The following is a 21,966-nucleotide window of genomic DNA, read 5'->3' on the forward strand; positions in this document are numbered from 1 at the left end:
TGCTAAAGTAATGAGAAATCTAGAAACATAATAGGCCGCAAGTTTTTAGTTGCGTAGTAAAAGTTTATTTTTGCTGACGACTATGATTACACAAGACCAAATTAAGGATATTAACGAACGTGTTGAAAAGCTGAAAGGTTATTTGAATATTGATCAAAAGCTTATCGAGATTTCTAATGAAGAGGAAAAATCTGCAGATCCCAACTTTTGGAATGACCCAAAGGAAGCCGAAAAATTAATGCGTTCACTTCGTTTTAAGAAAAAGTGGATAGAAGATTATAATACTGCTAAGACTGATAGCGAAGAACTTCAAATTTTATATGATTTCTATAAGGATGGTGAAGCGAGTGAAGAAGAAATTATGGAAGTATTTCATAAATCTAATTCTTTTTTGGAAGAAATGGAATTTAAGAATATGCTTTCTGAAGAAGGTGATGATCTAAATGCAGTTTTACAAATTACTGCTGGTGCTGGAGGTACTGAAAGTTGCGATTGGGCATCTATGCTAATGCGGATGTATATGATGTGGGGAGAAAAGCATGGCATGAAAATCAAAGAATTGAATTATCAAGAAGGTGATGTAGCAGGAATAAAAACAGTTTCATTACAATTTGATGGCGACTATGCATTTGGATGGTTAAAAAGTGAAAATGGTGTACACAGATTGGTTCGTATTTCACCATTTGATAGTAATGCCAAACGCCATACTTCTTTTGCTTCGGTATATGTATACCCGGTAGCTGATGATACGATTGAAATTGACATCAATCCTGCTGATATTGAGATAACTACCGCGCGTTCTAGTGGAGCAGGCGGGCAAAATGTGAATAAGGTAGAAACTAAAGTTCAATTAACTCATAAACCTACGGGGATTCAAATTTCATGTTCTAATTCACGTTCACAGCACGATAATAGAGCAACAGCCTTACAGATGCTTAAATCTCAATTGTATCAAATAGAATTAGAGAAACGACAAGAAGCTAGAGCCAATATAGAAGCCAATAAAATGAAAAATGAATGGGGAAGTCAGATACGTAACTATGTAATGCACCCATATAAATTAGTAAAAGATATACGTACGGCTGAAGAAACTGGCAATGTAGATGCTGTTATGGATGGCAATATTGATGCTTTTTTAAAAGCCTTTTTGATGGCAAATGGGCAGAAACAAGATTAAATATGACTAAAATTAACACAATCATTTACGACCTTGGAGGTGTTCTTATTGACTGGAACCCAAAATATGTATATCGTCAAGTTTTTAATGGAGATGAAACTAAAGTCGATTGGTTTTTAAACAACATCTGCACTCATGAGTGGAATGAAGAACATGATGCTGGTAGACTTATTGAAGATGGTAATAAAGTACTGGTTGAAGAATACCCAAAACATGAAGCCTTAATTAGAACGTATTATGAGCGATGGCATGAAATGCTTGGTGGACCCATTAAAGAAGGTGTTGAAATACTTACAAAACTAAAAGAAACTAATAATTATAACTTATATGCTTTAACAAATTGGAGTGCTGAAACGTTTCCCGTAGCGTTAGAGCGTTATGAGTTTTTACGATGGTTTAAAGGTATTGTGGTTTCTGGAACTGAAAAAACCAGAAAACCGTTTAGAGATATTTATGATATTATTTTAGAACGCTATAATTTAACAGCCGAAAACTGTGTTTTTATAGATGACAATCTAAAAAACGTAGAAGCAGCTAGAGTACTTGGTATACATGCAATTCAATTTAAAAACAGCCAGCAGTTAACTAACGAATTGAATCACTTGGGAGTTCATTTTTAAGAATTCCGTATTGAATTTTTAGGTTTTTTACTACACCCCACTCTTTAGCTTTTTTAATGTCTTTGCCCATATAGATATCTATTTGGTTACGCTTACGGCGATGCATTTTATCTTTCACCAAATAAATACTATCCAATCCTTCAATTTTAATAGGTGTATTATGCTTTAACCCTAATCGAATCAAATCACGAGAAACTGCAATACATTTCATTCCAGGTTTTAAGGTATCACCCCAAGCAGCAATACTAGGATTACCAGAAGTTTGTGCCCTAGTAGAATTATAAGCAGTAGCTTTAACTTCTAGTTCTTTCCAGATGTAAGGGTCTTTCTTTTTACAGGAAAAGATTAATAATAATACTATTAAAATAGAAGCTCTCATGTTTATAAATCTACCAATTTAAACTTAATAATGTCATTTGTGGTCTTTTGAGCTAGTCTGTTGATTGATTCTTCAGTTAACTGTAAAATTCTAGAGTAGCCTCCTGTAACACCACAATCACGCATTAAAATGATTAGAGTTCCCGACGGGGTAAGTTGTACCGTTCCTGGCATTACTGAAGAAGTAAGCATTGAATCTAGCTTATTTTCCAATATTTCCACTAATTTATAACCCATCCTACTATTTTCGTTAGAAACAGTAAAGTCAGTTTGTTCTAAAACGTCTTTTTGTTTAGTATTTAGTAACTCATATTCTGGACCTTTAAACACTTCAATAATTTGATTATCAAAATGACCAATACTAACCTTAACATGCGAGAAAGAGAGGCTATCTTTACCAACATATGATTCATAAAAAACCTCATCTTCTTTCTGCAAGACGTATTTCATAGTAATTTCCTTAAAAAAGCTTCTACTACCAAGTACTTGTTTATTCAAAAAACCACCTTTAACGGCAATATAAGCTCTAATTCCATAATTAGGATTATTAAACTTTAATATACCGCTTTCTTTTACTTTAACAGGATGATTAGTTTGGAAAGCTTGATTGTTAATTGTTGCATTAAGGTCAGCACCAGAAACACAAAGGATAGTTTCTCTTGTAAATAGAAATTCTCCATTAAAAGTTACCTCAACAACTGCATCATTTACACTATTTCCAATTAATAGATTTGCCAATTTTGCAGAATATTGATCCATTACACCAGAAATCGGAACTCCATATTCCCTAAAGTTATAGCGCCCCAAGTCTTGTATGGTAGAATATGCACCTTGCTTTAGTACTTTAAACATGTAGCACCTCACTTTCTATCTGATACCGTCTATAGGCAATTAAATTACTTATCTCTTTATGTTCCTCAATGCTTATTGGAATAAATCGGACTGAATCACCTGCTTTAGCAAAACATGGTTGCTGATTTTTTCTATCAAAAAAGGAAATAGGTGAGTTACCAATAATATTCCAACCTCCCGCACTTTGTTGAGGATAAATTCCAGTTTGGGCACCTCCTATTCCAACAGCTCCTTTTTTAACTAAAATTCTTGGGTTTTCTTTGCGTGGAAAGTGGAGTTGTTTTCGCAAGCCGCCGAGGTATAAAAATCCGGGTAAAAAGCCAATAAAAAAAATAGTATACTTTCTACTGAAATGCAATCTAATAATTTCGTCTTTTGAGAGCTTATTTTTTTTTGAAATTTCTTCTAAATCAATGCCAAAATTTTCGTCATAACATACCGGAATTTTCCAAAGATTTGTATTTTGATTTTTTTTCGTACTTTGCCTTTTGTATAACTCTTTTAGAGTCAAAAACTCACTATAAACATTCTCTATAGTGCCATAATAAAATATTGTTAATGAGCTATATGCATTAATTACTTCAATTTTAACTTTAATATATTCTTCTTCTATTGTTTTTTTGAAATTTAAGACATCACTTAAGGTATTTTCATTAATTTCTGGCGGCCATTCTATTAAAATAGCGCTGCTTCCAAAGGGTTTATATGTAAGTTTATAGTGACTCAAATTAGGTAATTTTTATTCCTTCTTTTTTGAGTTCTTTTGAAGCAAATTTTAACAAGTCTATAGCCCTAGGATTATCACCATGAAAACAGAATGTTTCTGCCTCTAGATTTACTTCTACTCCATCAACTGTTTTTACCTTTTTATTGATGATTATTTTTAATAGATGATTTACTAATTCTTGCTTATCTATTATAACCGCATTCTTTAACTTTCGAGAAACTAATGTTAAATCTTGATTGTAATTTCTATCTGCAAAAGCTTCAACTTTAATTTTCAAATTATCTCTTTCAGCTAATTTTTGAATTACCGAATTGTATGGTACATATAAAAAAGCACTTTGAGCACAATTTTTAACGGCTTTTATTACTACTTCGGCATGCGATTTATCAATCGCAGTTAAATTATATAAAGCTCCATGTGGTTTTATATGATGTAGCTGAGTATCTTCTTCATTACAAACATCAATTACAAATTGAATCTGTTCTTCAACACTTTTTTGCAATTCATTTAATGACATTTCAAGTCGAACTCGACCAAAATTAGCTTTGTCAGGAAAAGAAGGATGAGCGCCAATCTTAACATCATATTTTAGAGCCAGATCTACTACTTTTCTTATAGTTTTTTTACTACCTGCGTGCCTCCCACAAGCTATAGAACATGATGATATATAAGGCATCAACTCTGATTCATTATTTAAACCTTCACCAACATCACAATTAATATCTATAGTATGCATCACAATAAATTGAATACTTTAAAAATACTTTTTAATCCTAAAAAAATGGTAATTGCTAAAATGATAAAACCTATAACGTTCTGTCTTGTAGTATTTTTAAAAGCGCCTAGTACACTTTCTTTATTCATGATCCAAAGTAAGAATCCTGCTATGATTGGTAATAAAACTCCATTAGCCACTTGAGCAAATTTGATGATCTCTATAGATTTAAAACCAGTGGATGAAAACAATACACCTAAAAACAAGATAAACATCCATACAGCTTTAAACTTCTTAGATTTAAGGTTGTTCTCCCATCCAAAACATCCTTTAGCTACATATGCCGCTGCTAATGGAGCTGTAATTGCACTGGTAATTCCAGCAGCAAATAACCCCAATGCTAGAAAATATTTTGCATAATTTCCGAACAAAGGCTCTAATCCTTTTGCTAAATCTGCTGCATTATTTACTTCTCCTGATTGTATAGCTGAAGCGGATACAATAATAGCCATAGAAACCATCCCACCAAGTATAACCGCTATAACAGTATCCTTTCTAGCTAAATGTAAATCATTCTTATTATGCCATTTCTCTTTAACCAGGGAAGCATGTAGAAACAAATTATAAGGTACAACCGTAGTTCCAATTAATCCGACAATAGTCAAAATACTATCATCTGGAAACTTTGGAATAAACCCTTTAAATATTTCTGATAAACTTGGTTTTGTAAGAATTGCTGTAACTAAAAAAGCAATGCTCATTAAAATTACTAATACAATTAAACATTTTTCTAGCAATTTATAATTACCTAAATACAATAGAACAAAAGCTACAATACCTATTAAAACACTAAAAAGATTGATTGACAAGCCTGCAAACTGTATTTTTTTTATTTCAAAAATTGTTTCTAAGCCTAAAACGCCTCCACTAATATTACCGGCTTCATAAGCGGCATTACCAATTACAATAGCAGAAAGTATTAAAACAACTGAAAATGTTCTAATAATTGGATTTTGAAGTTCAAATCTGATAATTTCTGATAATCCCTTTTGGGTAATAATACCTAGTCTTGCAGCCATTTCTTGTAATATAATAGTTGCAATAATTGACAATATCATCGCCCAAAGTAAAGCGTAGCCAAAATTTACACCAGCCAAGGTACATAATGTAACTGTACCAGGACCGATAAAAGCTGCTGCAACTAAAGGACCAGGGCCTATATTTTTAAAGAATTTAAACACAGAATAAAGATATATTAATCTTCAATTCTAGACACTATTTCAATAGCATTTATAGAAGGCTTTACAAAAGAGTGTTTTTCTTTTGCTTTTGCAAGTTTTAGTTTTTCTGAAATATCTACAAGGTAATTTGACAGTTTATCTAAAATAGGATGTTGATCATTCGTGTTAATTTCAATTATTTCACCATTTCTAAGTTCAATAATATAATTATATCTAGGAGTATCTGTAGGTCGTGAAGTCTGTTTCCAATTGTTATTTATTTCAGCTATTTTACTTCGATTCAATATTTTATGAAGTTTAATACGCTCATCTTTTTCTAAAATTCCTTGAAAATTACCAGTAAACTCTTTGGTATATACTCTACCTTGATAAAACACTTCTCCTCCTCTATTTATTTCTAAAGAAAAAGACGGGCAGGTACCAAAACAAGTAGATCCATGAAATGTAATTTTTTTATAATCTATATAACCATATTCATTTTCCCTATTATAAAAAGCAAAACTCTTTCTCTTAAAAAATGGAGCATAATCTAATTTATAATGGATTTCTTGATCTAATTCTAACTTGTCATCTATTGGGAAAATTATCAGCTTTTTTTTATCAATATGTTTGATTTTAAACTCTAACTTTTCCTCTTTAATATCACCTCCACCAACTCTATATAATTCTTTTAGAGTTAATTTCTTTTTTCCAAAATCATAATACAATTTATGTTTTTTATCAGCAATGCTATAAATAAGCGTATCGTGTTCAAATCTAAAATAATCTAAGTCTTTATTGACCCACTCTATGCCAGTAATAAGCATTGAATCTTTCTTTGAAGTTTGGCCAAAAACCATCACAACCAATAGCAATGCCAAAATATTTAAACTCGGTTTCATAGGAGAGTTATTATGTAGGGTGCATCAAATTTAAGAATTTTTTACTAAATACTGATATGCAAATCTTTAACTAACCTAACCACCCTTCTCGATCAAGGCTTCTATATTGAATGGCCTCAGAAATATGATCTGATAAAACGCTTTCTGAGCCATCTAAATCAGCAATTGTTCTCGCTACTTTTAAAATACGGTCATAAGCTCTTGCAGACAGGTTTAAACGCTCCATAGCCGTCTTAATTAATTCTTTAGATTGCTCATTTAAAACGCAGTACTTTCTAATCTGTTTAACTGACATTTGTGCATTATAATGCATAGCACCTATACCTTTAAATCGATTCGTTTGAGTTTCTCTTGCCTTTGTCACTCGCTCTCTAATATACTTACTAGCTTCACCCTTCTTTTCCTCAGACAATTTTTCAAACGGAACTGGTTGTACTTCTATATGAATATCTATTCTATCTAATAAAGGCCCTGAAACTTTACCTAAATAGCGCTGCATCTCTGCAGGGCTCGAAGTTACATGACCTTCGGTATCGTTAAAATAACCACTCGGGCTAGGATTCATACTAGCTACCAACATAAACGAAGAAGGATAAGTAACTGTAAATTTTGCCCTTGAAATTGTAACTTCTCTATCTTCTAATGGTTGACGCATTACTTCTAACACAGTACGCTTAAATTCTGGTAGTTCATCCAAAAATAAAACGCCATTATGAGAAAGTGAAATTTCTCCGGGTTGAGGGTAAGCACCTCCTCCAACAAGAGCTACATCAGAAATTGTATGATGAGGAGATCTAAAAGGTCGTTGGCTCATAAGCCCCGAATGTTCTTTTACCCGACCTACTACTGAATGAATTTTAGTCGTTTCGAGTGCTTCCAGTAAAGTCATAGGAGGCAAAATACTTGGCAACCTCTTTGCCAACATTGTTTTACCAGATCCTGGTGGGCCAATTAAAATAATATTATGCCCACCGGCTGCTGCTATTTCCATACAACGTTTTATGGATTCTTGACCTTTAACATCGGAGAAATCAAATTCTGGGTTTTCTAAATTATCAAAAAATTCTTTACGTGTATCTACTATAGTAGGTTGGAGTTCTGAACTTCCTTCAAAAAATTCTATTACTTCTTTAATGTTTTCAACTCCATAAACATCTAAATCATTAACAATAGCAGCCTCTTTTGCATTCTGTTTTGGTAAAATAAATCCTTTAAAGCCTTCCTCTCTTGCTTTAATTGCAATTGGCAGGGCACCTTTTATTGGTTGCAAACTTCCATCCAAAGAAAGCTCTCCCATTATAAGATAACCCTCAATGCTTTTACCTTTTATTTGTGATGATGCTTGTAAAATTCCGATTGCCAAGGTTAAATCATAAGCTGAACCTTCTTTACGTAAATCGGCCGGTGCCATATTTATAGTGATCTTTTTCCCAGGAATTTTATAACCATTATTTTGAAGCGCTGCTGCAATTCTATAATTACTTTCTTTAATAGCATTATCAGGTAAGCCTACTAGATGGTAACCTATTCCTTTATCAACATTTACCTCTACTGTAATGGTCGTTGCCTCTACACCGAATACAGCACTTCCATAGACTTTTACAAGCATTTATTTTTTAATTTTTAGTTGTAATCCTAAAAGGAAAGATATAAAAATAAAGCACAACAATGCAAAAAAACTAAGTCTTAAGCTTGATGTTTCTGCTAAAAATCCAAGTAGTACTGGACCAATCAAAAAACCAAAAAAACCAAGACCTGATATAAATGATATACCTTGAGCAGACGGTATTCCTTCTGTCTTTCCACCCAAACGAAAAAGCTCTGGTATAATTACAGACAATCCCAAGCCTACTAACCCAAAGCCCATTATTACCAATATTTGATTTACCAATAACACAGAAGCGAAGCCTAGTGCACCAAGGAAAGTACCAATTAAAATAATAGTCTTAGAACCTAAATTTTTGCTAATCGCATCACCAAAGAAACGACCCAAAGCCATTGTGGCGGAAAAAGCAGTAAAACCTAAACTTGTGCACGATAACTTTGCCAAGGAAACTTTTTCAAGATATAATGCACTCCAATCTACTATTGCACCTTCACTAGCCATCACCAAAAAAGCAATTAAAGCTAAAGCAATTAAAGGCTTAAAATTTTTCAATTTAAATTTTTCTTTCTGCTCCTTATCAAATTTCATATTATAATAGTAATTCACAAAAATTAAATTAACTATTAAAACGATAACCATAACTATCAATAAATGATAAATAGGCACGCTGCTTTTTGTAAGAAAAAGACCGCCTACTCCACCGCTAATTAAGCCTCCCAAGCTAAAAAAACCATGATTTGCAGACATTATATGTGCAGTGTCTTCTTTTTCAATTTCTGTAACTAAAGTATTCATAGCTACATCGGTGAAGCCAAAAAATGCTCCTACAATAAACATACCGATACAAAGCCATGTATAATCGGTTGTTGAAAATGGTATAACAAACGTAAAAATTGCAATAAAAATACCCCAGGCAGTTGCCTTACCTACACCAATGCGACTCATAATTTTTGGAGCCATTACAATTAATAGCAAAGTACCTAAAGCCATAAAAAAAATAGCTAAACCTAATTGGCCTTCATCAATGCCTATTCTAGATTTTATTTTTGGAATATAAATTGCCCAAGTGCCTAATAAAATATTAAGCGTAGTAAACACAAATGCAGGCCCGAAATATCTTCCTCTAGAGAATATTAATTTTAATGCTTCCATAGCTAATAGCATATCTAAAATAGCAATTAAAAATTAGTTTTAATAACTTACTAAATTCTTACATTTGTGAACCTAGTTAAATTTTATGACCCAAATTTCTACTGAATTCGAAGCAAGTATTGCTTTTGCTGAAAAAATGGATAGACAAGACCCATTAAAAGAATACCGAAAACAGTTTCATATTCCTAAAGATAAAAATGGTAATAACTGGTTATATTTTACAGGAAATTCTCTTGGGCTTCAACCAAAAATTACTCAGCAGTATGTTCAACAGGAACTTGACGATTGGGCAAAATATGGTGTGGAAGGGCATTTCGAAGCAAAGAACCCTTGGATGCCTTATCACGAATTTTTAACAGAAAAAATGGCTAAAGTAGTTGGTGCTAAGCCTATTGAAGTGGTTATTATGAACACTTTAACTACTAATCTGCACTTACTAATGGTTTCTTTTTACCAACCAACAAAAACCAAATATAAAATTGTCATTGAAAGCGATGCTTTTCCATCTGACCGCTATGCGGTTGAGTCGCAATTAAAGTTTCATGGATACGATCCGAAAGAAGCCTTAGTAGAATGGAGGCCTCGAAGTGGTGAGGAACTACTTCATCTTGAAGATCTTGAAGCTATTTTAGAAGAACAAGGTGATGAAATAGTATTGTTACTTATTGGCGGTGTTAATTATTATACTGGTCAATATTTAGATTTAAAAAGAATTGCTGAAATAGGTCATTCAAACGATTGTATTGTTGGCATAGATTTGGCGCATGGCGCTGGAAACATCGAACCCGAATTACATGATTCTGAAGTTGATTTTGCCGCTTGGTGTACATATAAATATTTAAATTCTGGCCCGGGTAGCTTAGCAGGCCTTTTTGTGCATGAAAAACACGCTCACAATAAAGATTTACCACGTTTTTCAGGCTGGTGGAACCATAATAAAGAAACAAGGTTTAACATGCGTCAACCTTTTGATGTAATGCCTGGTGCCGAAGGTTGGCAGTTAAGCAATCCTCCCATATTATCAATGGCAGCGATAAGAGCGTCTTTAGATTTATTTAATGAAGTGGGTATGGAAGCCTTAAGAGAAAAATCATTAAAACTAACAGGCTACTTTGAATTTTTGATTAATCAAATTGATACAGATAGAATCAAGGTTATTACACCCTCGAATCCAGAAGAAAGAGGTTGTCAATTGTCTATTCAAGTTAAAAATGCTGACAAGTCTTTACATAATAAGTTAATGGAAGCTCATGTAATTACAGATTGGCGCGAACCAGATGTAATTCGTTGTGCTCCAGTACCATTTTACAATTCGTATGTAGATGTATATAAAATGGTTGAGCTATTAATATCTATGCTTTAATGTATATCCCTAAGTATTATAAGAATGAAAATATAGCTGAAGTAAAAGATTTTATTCAGCAAAACAGTTTTGGAATTCTTGTTAGTAATAGCGAAGGTAAATCTTTAGCAACACATATTCCTTTAGAACTTACCACAAATAAATCTGGTAAAGATATCCTACAAGGACATCTTTCGAAAGGAAATCCGCATTGGAAACATTTTAAAAATGATACTGAGGTGTTATGTATATTTAATGGGCCACATAGTTATGTATCATCTTCTTGGTATGATTTTGAAGAAGTTCCCACATGGAATTATATTGCAGTGCAAGTGTACGGAACAATTAAAATTATTGAAGGGGAAGCATTGTATGATTCTTTAAAGCACCTCATGGAAAAATATGAGAAATCCTCTAAAAACCCAGTAAAAATAGAAGAACTCTCCAAAAAAACAATGAATCAGATTCGTGGTATTGTTGGGTTTGAAATTGAAGTAACGGACATACAAGCCGCATATAAATTATCACAAACGCATAATGACAAGAACCATACAACCATTATTTCAGAATTGAAAAATAAAAAAGATGTAGGATCAAAAGCTATTGCTAAAGAAATGAAAAAACAACGATCATAATAATGAGTTCAAGAAACGAAAATATATTAATAATAGGTGCTGGTTTATGTGGATCACTACTTGCTTTACGTTTGGCCCAACGTGGTTATACCGTAAATGTTTACGAAAGCAGACCAGATTTACGAACAACAGATATTTCCGCAGGTCGTTCAATCAATCTGGCACTTTCAGATAGAGGCTTAAAGGCAATGCGGTTAGCTGGCGTTGAAGACAAGGTGAAACCGCTTTGTATACCTATGTATGGGCGTTTAATTCATGATAAAGAAAGTAATACGTTTCCTTCAAATTATTCTGGAAGAAGTGGTGAGTATATCAATTCCATCTCTCGTGGTGAATTAAATGGCTTATTATTGTCTGAGGCAGATTTATATAACAGCTTAACAATTCATTTTAATAAAAAATGTACTGCTGTAGACATAGAAAATAATGTAGCTACTTTTTATGATTATAATACTAAAAGTGATTTTAAAGTAAAAGGCGATGTTATTTTCGGTACGGATGGAGCCGGTTCTGCACTAAGAAAAAGTTACTATTTAGAGCGTAAATTCTTATTTAGTTATTCTCAAAACTATCTAACACATGGCTATAAAGAATTAGAAATTCCTGCTTCTAATAAAGGTGAACATCTATTAAGTAAAGATTATTTACACATCTGGCCTAGAGGAGATTATATGCTAATTGCTTTGGCTAACCTTGACGGAAGTTTTACAGTAACACTCTTTTTAAGTTATGATGAAGGCGAATATAATTTCAATAATCTAACTACAGAACAACGTATCAAAGATTTTTTCAAAACACAATTTCCCGATGCGTTGGCTTTGATTCCTAATATTGCAGAAGAATTTGCTAATAATCCTACTGGAGCCTTGGGTACAGTAAAATGTTCTCCCTGGCATTATAAGAACAAAACCTTATTAATGGGTGATGCCGCACATGCTATTGTTCCGTTTTACGGACAAGGTATGAATGCCTCTTTCGAGGATGTCACCGTTTTTGATGCTATTTTAGAAAAGCATGAAGACGATTGGGAAACTATTTTTAAAACATTCGAAAAAGAACGTAAAAAAGATACCGATGCTATTGCAGATTTGGCTATTGATAATTATTACGAAATGCGTGATCATGTAGCCAATCCTATATTTAAAGAAAAGCGTACTTTAGAAATGGCTTTTGAAGAGAATTTTCCCGAAGAATATTTCTCAAAATATTCGATGGTTACCTTTAATGAAGATATGCCATATCAAAAAGCAATGCAAAAAGGAAGAGCACAAGACAAGGCAATTTTAAATATGATTGCAGACGATGACATCTCGTCAGAGTCTATCCTGAGCGGAGTCGAAGGGCTCGATATGACAAAAGAAGAGTTAAAAAAAATATTGCATAAAGTAAATCAAGAAACCAATGAAATCCTTAAGGAGGATAAAATTGCAGGATTAAAATAAAAATTATGAGTGATAAAGTAACACCAAGAGGGGCCTATCCACATACTAAAAGAGTTGGTGATTTTATATTTGTTTCGGGTACCAGTTCTCGAAGAGCTGACAATACCATTGCAGGAGTGGATATTATTGATGAAATGGATACAAAACGACTCAATATAGAAGTTCAGACGCGAGAGGTACTACAAAACATTGAAAAAAACCTTGCAAAGGAAGGTGCTTCATTAAAAGATATTGTAGATGTTACTTCTTTCTTGGTAAATATGAATGATTTTGCAGGTTATAACAAAGCCTATGCTGAGTTTTTTGATAAAGAAACCGGGCCAACAAGAACAACTGTAGCTGTACATCAGTTACCACATCCTGATTTGGTAGTCGAAATCAAAGTAATGGCTTATAAGAAAACTTAATCATTCTATGAGTTTTGAAAGTATTAATTGGAGTTCATTAATTTTTATAGTAGCTGTACTAAGTTTAACTTTAAATGTTTATTTACTTATTATAAGTAAAAAGAAAAAGCTTCAAATTAAATGCTTTAAGAGTAAAAAAAATGATTTGTATAAATGTTATATTACGCTTACAAATTTAGGTCAAAAGCCTATTTATATTAGACGAATAGAGTTTTTTGTTAAAAATGGTAGAATAGCTGAAAGAAAAGGGATTAATTACAACCAGTATAGAAAGCAAACAGAATATAAGCCTCTAAATCCCGAAGAATGGAGAGAAATTCAATTGTCAGAAACTGAATATGTTAAGTTTTATGATACTAATGAAAAGAAATTTTTAAAAAGTAAGATTGTTATTGTAGACACTAAAGGAAGAAAATTTAAAACAAAATGGTTTAGGCAAAATAATTTAAGATAAATTGAAAATTAAGAACTATATAAACGGTCAATATGTAAATCCAATTTCAGATGAGTGGATAGACAACTATTGCCCGGCCAACGGTGAAATCCATGGGCAAATACCAAATTCATCTAAAGATGATGTAGAAGTAGCTTATATTGCTGCTAAAACAGCTTTTGAGTCTTGGTCTAATACTTCTTTTGAAGAGCGTAGTAGAATTATGCTCAAAATCTCTGAGCTTATTGAGCAAAACCTAGATAGACTTGTTGAAGCAGAAAGTAAAGACAATGGCAAACCAATCTGGCTAGCAAAAGCTGTAGATATACCGAGAGCTTCAAGCAATTTTAGATTCTTTGCCAATGCTATTACACAGTTTGCTAGCGAAAGCCATGAAAGTGTTGGTCACGATGCTATAAATTATACCTTACGTCAGCCAATTGGTGTAGTAGGTTGTATTTCACCATGGAACCTCCCACTCTATCTCTTTACCTGGAAGATAGCACCAGCAATTGCAGCCGGTAATTGTGTAGTTGCAAAACCAAGTGAGGTTACGCCCATGACAGCTTATTTATTAGGTGAAATTTGTACAGAAGCTGGTTTACCTAACGGTGTTCTGAATATTGTTCATGGTTTAGGTGGTTCAGCTGGGCAAGCAATTGTTGCGCATCCAGATATTAAAGCAATTTCTTTTACTGGTGGTACAACTACTGGTGCTCATATTGCTAAAGTTGCAGCGCCGATGTTTAAAAAATTGTCTTTAGAACTCGGTGGTAAGAACCCAAATATCATTTTTGCAGATTGTGATTATGGTGATATGCTCATCAATACTATAAGATCTTCATTTGGCAATCAAGGTCAAATTTGCTTATGCGGAAGTAGAATTTTTGTTGAAGAATCTATTTATGAGCAATTCAAAAAAGATTTTGTAGATGTAGTTTCAAAAAATAAAGTAGGCCATCCAGCTGCGCCGGACACCAAATTTGGTGCGTTGGTGTCTAAATCTCACTTAGAAAAGGTATTGAACTACGTCGATATCGCTAAAGAAGAAGGTGGCAACGTATTATATGGTGGTAATCAATTAACCATAGAAGGTTATGAAAATGGTTATTATATGGAACCAACTATTATTGAAGTTGATACTGATGAATGCCGTATCAATCAGGAAGAAGTTTTTGGCCCAGTTGTTACGGTAATGCCATTCAAAACTGAAGAAGAAGTATTAGCAATGGCTAACAAAGTAAAATATGGTTTATCTGCTACTTTATGGACTAGTGATTTAAAACGTACCATGCGAATGACTAAACAGCTACATGCCGGAATAGTCTGGGTAAATACTTGGTTAATGCGTGATCTACGCACACCTTTTGGTGGTGTAAAAGATTCTGGCGTAGGTCGTGAAGGTGGCTTTGAAGCCTTACGGTTTTTTACAGAACCTAAAAATGTATGTATAAAATATTAATGAATCTATGATAGAAGTTAGCGATTCTATTTACTTTTCTTCTAACACAGAAGAAATGGATTTAAACGCCATTTTCTCGTTCGTTAAAAATTCGTATTGGGGTAATTTACGTACTTTAGACGAGCAGAGAATAGCTATAGAAAACTCTATAAACTTTGGATTGTTTCATGATGGTAAGCAAATAGCATATAGCCGAGTGATGACGGATAGAATATTTTTTGCATACCTACTTGATGTTTATGTTATCGAAGAATTTCAAGGAAAAGGCTTAGGAAAGTTGTTAATGGAAAAAATATTAAATTTTCCATCACTAAAAAATGTCGATAAATGGATGTTGGCAACGAGAGATGCCCACGGATTATATGAGAAATTTGGATTTGAACCCATAAAAAATCCATCAAAACTAATGGATAGAATGAGCCAAAGGGCTAAAAAAATATACGAATAAATGAACCTAAACTTAACTAAAAAAAATGCCTTGGTATGCGGTAGTACACAAGGTATAGGCAAAGCGTCTGCAATTGCATTAGCAGATTTAGGAGCAAATGTTACCCTTGTTGCTCGTAACGAAGAAAAGTTAAAAGCTGTATTAGCAGAATTACCAAACAAATACCAAGATCATAATTATGTGGTTGCCGATTTTACCAATCCTGAAGAGGTTGGTCAAAAAGTAGCAGAACAACTACAAAGAGTTGGCACCTATCATATTTTAATAAACAATACTGGTGGACCTGCTGGTGGGCCTGTATTTTCTGCTGACGTTGATGCTTTTGAAAAAGCATTTACCCAACATCTAAAGTGTAATCATATACTAGCTCAAACAGTTGTACCAAGTATGAAAGAAGCTGATTACGGTAGAATTATTAATATTATATCAACATCGGTAAAACAGCCTTTAGACGGATTAGGCGTTTCTAATACTATACGTGGTGCTGTAGCTAATTGGAGTAAAACCTTAGCGAATGAATTGGGAGAATTTGGTATTACTGTGAATAATGTTCTGCCCGGAGCTACTTCAACAGAACGATTAAGTGAGATTATTAAAAATAAGGCTGAAAAAACAGGTAAATCTGTAGATGACATTTCTAGAGCTATGAAGAATGGAATTCCTGCTAAGCGCTTTGCGCAACCTGGTGAAATTGCCAATGCAGTTGCCTTTTTAGCAAGTGAAGCTGCAAGTTATATAAACGGAATTAACGTTCCTGTTGATGGTGGTAGAACAAAATCTTTGTAAATTTATAGCATAACACGCGTGAGGGATTGCAGCAAGCTACCATGTAGCGCGAAAAGCCCGACCCAAAGGGGCACGCCCAAAATAAAATAGTATGAGTAAGTTATATCCTCCCATAAATTTTAAAGCTTGGATCGAAGAAAATCGCCATCTACTTAAACCACCTGTAGGAAATAAAGTAGTTTGGAAAGATGGTGACTTTATTGTGATGGTTGTTGGTGGCCCAAATAGTCGTAAAGATTATCACTATAATGAAACACCAGAATTTTTCTATCAGGTAGAAGGTGATATTACATTAAAAGTAATTGATAAGGGTACACCAAAAGATATTCATATTAAAGAAGGGGAAATGTTTTTATTGCCGCCTAAAGTACCACATTCGCCACAACGAGGGGCAAATACTGTTGGTTTGGTAATTGAATATCCGCGTGAAAAAGATGTGCAAGATGCTTTGCTTTGGTTCTGTGAAAACTGTACTACCAAATTATACGAAGAAGATTTTACACTAGATAATATTGAAACGGATATGCCTAAAATCTTTGATAAATACTATGGCGATATGGAAAAACGTTCATGTCCAAATTGTAACGCCGTAATGGAGCCTCCTAAAAAGGTGCAATTAGAGCATGATTGAAGCTTCTAGAGAAAGTTTTTACAAGCAAGGTTTTATGCAAACTCTTGGCGCTAGATTGGTATCTATAGAAAAAGGTTTGGTAAAACTTGAATGTGATTTTAATGAAAAATTAACGCAACAACATGGTTATTTTCATGCAGGTGTATTAACAAGTTTAGCTGATGTTGCCTGTGGTTATGCTGCACATTCTATGATGCCAGAAGGTTCTAATGTGTTGAGTGTAGAATTTAAAACCAATTTTATGCGAGCAGCTAAGGCAGATAAAATAGTAGCTATTGGTAAAGTTGTAAAAAGTGGCAAAACATTGACTTTTTGTGAAGCTAAAGTAACTGATGGCGATGAAGAAACTATTTTTGCAACAATGCAAGCGACCATGTATTGTTTAGAACCTAAAAATAATTAAAAATTCGCTTTCGCGGAAATTATATATGAAACGTAAATTAAGAATTAACGGTCACTCACACTTATTACCTTATCCTGAGCAAATTCCTGCTTATATGAAAGATAAAGGTATTTTTTGGGTAGACAATGATCGAAAATTTATGCTACAGAAAGATTGGAGCCGCCCGGTAACAGACTCTAGTTTCTTTTTAAATGAAAAGCTCGAATGGATGGATCATTTTAAGATCGATCATGCCGTTGTTTTAAACTTATCACAGTTATATGGTAACGGACTTCGTTTAGAAGAAATGAAGCAAGCTTTACGTTTTCAGAATGATTTTAATGCAAAAGTTCAACACGATCATCCTAGTAAATTTACCTGTGGTTTTGTAGTTCATCCGGGCTTTGTACGTGGCGCCTGTTGGGAAATTGAACGTTGTGTAGAGGTTTTAGATATGCGCTTATTGTGTTTACCTACTCATTATATGGATACCATCGGTACTTGGCGTTGTATTTTTGATGAAGAGAATGAGCCTATTTTTGAAATGGCAAATAAATATAATCTAGCAATAGAAATACATCCTTATGATGGTGAAAAGTTTATAAAACTACAAAATACTTCTTGGCGTTTCCATTTAATATGGATGCTGGCACAATGTGCAGATGCGTACCATTTTTTAACCTTAAATGGTTATTATGAAAAGTATCCTAACATGCGTATTTGCTTTGCGCATGGCGGACAACTAGCACAAATGAATCTTGGTCGTAGAATTCAAGGATTTGATGGTAGACCTGACCTTTTTGAAGGGAAAAGTCATCCAAGAAAAGCGGTTGGGCATAAAAATATATTCTTCGACACGCTTGTTCATGATACTGGTTCTTTAGATCTGCTTGTTAAGAATCAGGGTTCTGATCAAGTATTAATTGGTTTAGACGATCCGTATCCGTTAGGTGAAATGGAAAGCGAAAAACAATCTTCTTATCCTGGTAAAATATTAGATCTAGCCATTGACAGAAGTATCATTACCGAAACTCAAAAAGAACAAATGTGGGAAGACAATGTCTTACAATGGTTGTTTGGAGATGATGAAAAAAAGAAACAGGAGTTGGTTGATAAAATTTTATAATAAATCATTCAACCTTAAACCTATAAATACCATCCTCATCAGCGTTTAATATAGATGTGTTTAATTGCAAAGTGCCCGTAGATGCGCTTCCGTTTAAATCAAAAATTATCACTTGTTTATTAAATCTAGACACGCCAGATTTTAATAAATAATCACCAGACTTTGTTAATTTTATTCCTATTTTACTCTCAAAACTATCTTCTGATTCACTATAAGAACTAATTAAGTTAAAAAAAGGATTTTGGTCATTAAACTGAATATCTCCATTTTCTATATCAACACTTTCAATAAAATAGGGTATTTCTTCATTTTCGGCATTTAATTTATAAAGTACCAAAGAGTGGTATAGATTGAAATCATTGCCAACAATAAAATCAAGTAAATTAATAGTGCTGCTATTCGTAGTAATTTGTTGGTTACTTATTTTTGTATTAATAAAAATATAATCATTTATAGAAAATGAAGTTAGGTTATTTCCAATTTCAATTAAATCATTCTTTTCAACTATATAATCAGGAACATACTCTTCATCTTCACATTGAAAAGCTGATAATAGAATTACTAACGAGAAATATAATATTCTTTTTTTCATAATCTATAGATAACAAGATTCTAAAAACGTTGCTTTAAAAGTAAAAAAATCATCATTAGAGCTTTTCATATTATGAAGTTATAAAAACGTTATTGCTTAGCAAGTACTAGTAAATTAAATATTACAATAGACTGGTCTTTTTATTTTTAAAAAATTATAGTAAGCAATTATTTACTAGTTAATAAATCTATCTTAGCTTTAATTTCAATTATTTCTTTAGGTATCCAGTCAAAAGACTTGTCCAATTGGTAAGCTTTTTGTTTTAAAACTAATGCTTCATCATATTTTTCGAGTTGAAGCATTAAATCTCCTTTAGAATCATATGGATTTGCGTTCTTAGGCTCGCATCTTATAAAATCATCGAAGGCCACCTCAGCCTTGTCTAATTCGTTATTGTTTATATAAGCATAGCCTAATATATTATAACCTGAGCCATAATTCTTATCTAGTTGTACAGATTTTTCTCCCGCTTTGATAGCAAGACCAGGGTTCTTACGAAACAATAAAAAACAAATAGTATGGTGTAGATATTTATCTTCTGAACACAGCTCTGCTAATTTGAATAGCTTTTCTTCTTTTATATCATCTGGGGTATTAAATCTATATTCTATTGCGTCAACTAACATTTGCTCTTCTTTAGAAACTAAATGTTTATATTTTTTGGCAAGCTCATGATTCAATTTTTTTATAGAGTCATTGGGCGAATAAATAGATATATAATTATACATTCTTACAAAAGAACTATCTAATTCAATGGCCTTTTTATAATGTTCTTCAGGATTGTTATTTAATCCATTTTGAACTAAATTTCTTGCTTTTATAAAATGTTCTTTTGCCTCTTGGGATGATGTTGTAATTGGAATAGTTTTCAATTGCATTTCTTTTTTATTTATATGATTGTTTTTGCAAGACATTATTAATATCAAAAATAATAAGTTAGTTAATTTCATATTTAAATTATTAGTTACTAAAATTCACTATTTGTAGACGGTTTAGTAACACTCTATAGGGTATGAAACAAACCATGAACCTACTCAACAGTAAATTCATACAATCCATTTTCATTTACATTTACAATAGATGTTAATACCTTTACCCGACCATTCCTTCCGTTATAGGGGATGATTTTTACCTTTTGATGATCTGTATAACTATCATAATATCCACCTCCAATATAATAAGCTCCGGGTTCGGACAGTTTAAATTTTATTTGACTAATGAAGGCATTTTCTTCGGCTTCAAAAGTATTTGAAATAGACATTCCGTGATCTAATGCTTCATAGAATACATTTCCTATTTCAGCTTCAGCAAATGCTATTGGTACACCTTGAAGTTCTCCATCTTCTCCGTCTTTATATATATACAGCCAATAAGAAAGCGAATCTTCATTTTCATCTAAATAATCTGTAAGCATTAGATTTTCATTTTCTATACTAGTTACAGCATTTGATATTAGTGTATTAATTATAATTTCTTCATCTATAGAAAAAATAGTTTGATTATTCTCAACAGTAACCATATTTGGTTCATCAGCTATAGCAAAAATATCTGGTTCATTCTCGTCTGGATTGCATTGAAATGGAGAAACTGACATAACGATTAAACAAAAAAATATATTTTTTAGCATTGTATAACTTAATTGATTTAGTGATTTTTAATTAAAATTTGACCGTCTGCTACTACATATGAATTATTCTCAAATAATGTGATAGATGTAATATTATCGACATTTATATAAAATAATTTCCATGTCTCACCTCCATCAATGGTATATAGACTTCCTCCTTCTTCCGTAAGCACATGCCCTTGCAAATCATTGAAAAAAGTGATGTTAATAATCCTTTCTGATATTTCAGGAAACTCAATATTTTCCCAAGTTTTACCTTGGTCAGATGTTTTAAATAATCCACCAGAACTATTTATTAATGGTTCAATGTATAACCAAGCAGTATTTTGATTTATAAAATTATAAGTAATTGGAGCAAGTGTGGAAAAATTTGAATCACTGGTTAACCATCTTGTGCCAGCATCTTCCGTTTTAATGAACTCATTATTACCACGATCTAATAAAATAATTACATCTTTATTTTGATATACTACTTCAATTTTATGAGTTGGAGTATCTATTTGGAGATTTTCGTTCCAAGTATTTCCACCGTCTATTGTTTTAAAAACATATGATTTCCCCAATTTATCAGCTAATAAAAACCCTACTGACTCATCTTTAAAAAACGGTTTTTCAATTATATAGCTCAAGTCTAACACTTCAACGTCTTGCCAAGTAGCGCCTCCATCAACTGTTTTTTTTATAACATTAGAAGTTGTTCTAATGTAAACTGCATTGGCCGAAACGGCTTCGAATAGAGAACTGGGAGCAGGCACTTCCAAAATAGAAGACCATGTACTACCACCATTAATGGTTTTGTGTATTAGTTGTCTATTGCTCTCCCTGCGCATGGCGAAGCCAACTTCCTTAGAAACAAATTCTACTTGAAAAAAATTAGATGCGTCAAAAACATCCCAACCAGTATCTAAAACTTTTATAAAAGCTTCTGTTTTATATGCTTCTTGCTCAAATTCAATCTCCAGCTTTCCGCTAGACGCATTATCTGGAATATTTATAGTGATTGCAGTACTTGTTACTGAAACTGGACTAATAGTTTCTCCATTAAAAATAACCACAGGGCTATTATCTAAATCTTTGCCAGTAATTACTAATTCAGAACCTGTTGCAATTGGTTCATGTGTTATTTCATTAACTTCTGGTGATTTTTGAATTATTACTTCATCGTCATCTCCACATGACCCAAAGGTTAATAGCATAAATACAATTATAATTTTTTTCATATTCATTTATTTTTCAGTATTAACGTTTAATTTATACCAACAACATTTTCAGACATTTATGTGCACCAGAATTTTTTTCATTTT

The 21,966-nt window shown here is 32.8% G+C and carries 25 protein-coding genes; 13 read left to right on the top strand and 12 right to left on the bottom strand.

Annotation, left to right across the window (positions count from 1 at the left end; all coding sequences use genetic code 11):
- The first annotated feature begins 82 nt into the window (after positions 1 to 82).
- Both prfB and AC1EUV_RS06620 read left to right on the top strand, forming a co-directional pair.
- Entirely contained in the window at positions 83 to 1,177 is a 1,095-nt protein-coding gene (prfB, locus tag AC1EUV_RS06615; protein ID WP_480197888.1) for a peptide chain release factor 2, read from the top strand.
- Positions 1,178 to 1,179: 2 nt separating this feature from the next.
- Positions 1,180 to 1,797, top strand: a complete 618-nt coding sequence (locus tag AC1EUV_RS06620; protein ID WP_480197889.1) for an HAD family hydrolase — start codon at positions 1,180 to 1,182, stop codon at positions 1,795 to 1,797.
- Here the strand turns inward: AC1EUV_RS06620 and AC1EUV_RS06625 are convergent.
- The 8 genes from AC1EUV_RS06625 to AC1EUV_RS06660 form a co-directional block, all read right to left on the bottom strand.
- The gene (locus AC1EUV_RS06625; protein WP_480197890.1) at positions 1,763 to 2,176 is read right to left on the bottom strand and encodes a 3D domain-containing protein; all 414 of its coding nucleotides are present in this window, start codon (positions 2,174 to 2,176) and stop codon (positions 1,763 to 1,765) included. The two genes, AC1EUV_RS06620 and AC1EUV_RS06625, sit on opposite strands and share 35 nt — an antisense overlap.
- Positions 2,177 to 2,178: 2 nt before the next feature.
- Positions 2,179 to 3,027, bottom strand: coding sequence for a 5-oxoprolinase subunit C family protein (locus AC1EUV_RS06630; protein ID WP_480197891.1), 849 nt, complete (start codon positions 3,025 to 3,027; stop codon positions 2,179 to 2,181).
- Positions 3,020 to 3,754: a 5-oxoprolinase subunit PxpB gene (gene pxpB / locus AC1EUV_RS06635; RefSeq protein WP_480197892.1), complete on the bottom strand. Its 735-nt coding sequence runs from the start codon at positions 3,752 to 3,754 to the stop codon at positions 3,020 to 3,022. The genes AC1EUV_RS06630 and pxpB overlap by 8 nt, the downstream gene beginning before the upstream one ends.
- Position 3,755: 1 nt before the next feature.
- On the bottom strand, positions 3,756 to 4,490 hold the full coding sequence (pxpA, locus tag AC1EUV_RS06640; RefSeq protein ID WP_480197893.1) for a 5-oxoprolinase subunit PxpA: 735 nt from the start codon (positions 4,488 to 4,490) through the stop codon (positions 3,756 to 3,758).
- Entirely contained in the window at positions 4,490 to 5,710 is a 1,221-nt protein-coding gene (locus AC1EUV_RS06645; protein WP_480197894.1) for an Nramp family divalent metal transporter, read from the bottom strand. The genes pxpA and AC1EUV_RS06645 overlap by 1 nt, the downstream gene beginning before the upstream one ends.
- Positions 5,711 to 5,724: 14 nt before the next feature.
- On the bottom strand, positions 5,725 to 6,591 hold the full coding sequence (locus AC1EUV_RS06650) for a DUF6438 domain-containing protein (protein WP_480197895.1): 867 nt from the start codon (positions 6,589 to 6,591) through the stop codon (positions 5,725 to 5,727).
- Between the two features lie 70 nt (positions 6,592 to 6,661).
- Entirely contained in the window at positions 6,662 to 8,200 is a 1,539-nt protein-coding gene (locus AC1EUV_RS06655; RefSeq protein WP_480197896.1) for a YifB family Mg chelatase-like AAA ATPase, read from the bottom strand.
- Positions 8,201 to 9,349 (bottom strand): MFS transporter, encoded by a 1,149-nt coding sequence (locus tag AC1EUV_RS06660; protein ID WP_480197897.1) that lies wholly within the window; start codon positions 9,347 to 9,349, stop codon positions 8,201 to 8,203.
- A gap of 85 nt (positions 9,350 to 9,434) precedes the next feature.
- On the opposite strand from AC1EUV_RS06660, the gene kynU reads away from it, so the two are divergent.
- The 11 genes from kynU to AC1EUV_RS06715 all read left to right on the top strand — a co-directional run bounded on the left by kynU (position 9,435) and on the right by AC1EUV_RS06715 (position 18,443).
- Complete coding sequence (gene kynU, locus AC1EUV_RS06665) at positions 9,435 to 10,712, top strand: kynureninase (protein ID WP_480197898.1); 1,278 nt, start codon at positions 9,435 to 9,437, stop codon at positions 10,710 to 10,712.
- On the top strand, positions 10,712 to 11,326 hold the full coding sequence (locus tag AC1EUV_RS06670; protein ID WP_480197899.1) for an FMN-binding negative transcriptional regulator: 615 nt from the start codon (positions 10,712 to 10,714) through the stop codon (positions 11,324 to 11,326). Before kynU ends, AC1EUV_RS06670 begins: the two co-directional genes overlap by 1 nt.
- Positions 11,327 to 11,328: 2 nt before the next feature.
- On the top strand, positions 11,329 to 12,768 hold the full coding sequence (locus AC1EUV_RS06675) for an FAD-dependent oxidoreductase (RefSeq protein WP_480197900.1): 1,440 nt from the start codon (positions 11,329 to 11,331) through the stop codon (positions 12,766 to 12,768).
- A 5-nt stretch (positions 12,769 to 12,773) separates the two neighbouring features.
- Entirely contained in the window at positions 12,774 to 13,175 is a 402-nt protein-coding gene (locus AC1EUV_RS06680) for a RidA family protein (RefSeq protein ID WP_480197901.1), read from the top strand.
- 7 nt (positions 13,176 to 13,182) lie between these two features.
- Positions 13,183 to 13,629 carry a hypothetical protein gene (locus tag AC1EUV_RS06685; protein WP_480197902.1) on the top strand — a complete coding sequence of 149 codons (447 nt, stop codon included), beginning with the start codon at positions 13,183 to 13,185 and terminating at the stop codon, positions 13,627 to 13,629.
- A gap of 1 nt (position 13,630) precedes the next feature.
- On the top strand, positions 13,631 to 15,070 hold the full coding sequence (locus tag AC1EUV_RS06690; RefSeq protein ID WP_480197903.1) for an aldehyde dehydrogenase: 1,440 nt from the start codon (positions 13,631 to 13,633) through the stop codon (positions 15,068 to 15,070).
- A gap of 7 nt (positions 15,071 to 15,077) precedes the next feature.
- On the top strand, positions 15,078 to 15,518 hold the full coding sequence (locus AC1EUV_RS06695; protein WP_480197904.1) for a GNAT family N-acetyltransferase: 441 nt from the start codon (positions 15,078 to 15,080) through the stop codon (positions 15,516 to 15,518).
- Positions 15,519 to 16,304 carry an SDR family oxidoreductase gene (locus AC1EUV_RS06700; RefSeq protein WP_480197905.1) on the top strand — a complete coding sequence of 262 codons (786 nt, stop codon included), beginning with the start codon at positions 15,519 to 15,521 and terminating at the stop codon, positions 16,302 to 16,304.
- A 91-nt stretch (positions 16,305 to 16,395) separates the two neighbouring features.
- Positions 16,396 to 16,935: a 3-hydroxyanthranilate 3,4-dioxygenase gene (locus AC1EUV_RS06705; RefSeq protein WP_480197906.1), complete on the top strand. Its 540-nt coding sequence runs from the start codon at positions 16,396 to 16,398 to the stop codon at positions 16,933 to 16,935.
- Positions 16,928 to 17,338 (top strand): PaaI family thioesterase, encoded by a 411-nt coding sequence (locus AC1EUV_RS06710; RefSeq protein ID WP_480197907.1) that lies wholly within the window; start codon positions 16,928 to 16,930, stop codon positions 17,336 to 17,338. Before AC1EUV_RS06705 ends, AC1EUV_RS06710 begins: the two co-directional genes overlap by 8 nt.
- Before the next feature lie 25 nt (positions 17,339 to 17,363).
- Positions 17,364 to 18,443: an amidohydrolase family protein gene (locus AC1EUV_RS06715; protein ID WP_480197908.1), complete on the top strand. Its 1,080-nt coding sequence runs from the start codon at positions 17,364 to 17,366 to the stop codon at positions 18,441 to 18,443.
- A 4-nt stretch (positions 18,444 to 18,447) separates the two neighbouring features.
- On the opposite strand, the gene AC1EUV_RS06720 is transcribed toward AC1EUV_RS06715, so the two are convergent.
- The 4 genes from AC1EUV_RS06720 to AC1EUV_RS06735 all read right to left on the bottom strand — a co-directional run bounded on the left by AC1EUV_RS06720 (position 18,448) and on the right by AC1EUV_RS06735 (position 21,882).
- Positions 18,448 to 19,035, bottom strand: coding sequence for a hypothetical protein (locus AC1EUV_RS06720; protein ID WP_480197909.1), 588 nt, complete (start codon positions 19,033 to 19,035; stop codon positions 18,448 to 18,450).
- A 167-nt stretch (positions 19,036 to 19,202) separates the two neighbouring features.
- Positions 19,203 to 19,913, bottom strand: a complete 711-nt coding sequence (locus tag AC1EUV_RS06725; protein ID WP_480197910.1) for a tetratricopeptide repeat protein — start codon at positions 19,911 to 19,913, stop codon at positions 19,203 to 19,205.
- A gap of 152 nt (positions 19,914 to 20,065) precedes the next feature.
- On the bottom strand, positions 20,066 to 20,629 hold the full coding sequence (locus tag AC1EUV_RS06730; protein WP_480197911.1) for a hypothetical protein: 564 nt from the start codon (positions 20,627 to 20,629) through the stop codon (positions 20,066 to 20,068).
- Between the two features lie 50 nt (positions 20,630 to 20,679).
- Positions 20,680 to 21,882 carry an IPT/TIG domain-containing protein gene (locus tag AC1EUV_RS06735; protein ID WP_480197912.1) on the bottom strand — a complete coding sequence of 401 codons (1,203 nt, stop codon included), beginning with the start codon at positions 21,880 to 21,882 and terminating at the stop codon, positions 20,680 to 20,682.
- Positions 21,883 to 21,966: the final 84 nt, after the last annotated feature.

The sequence above is a fragment of the Maritimimonas sp. 2304DJ26-3 genome, from assembly GCF_056591635.1.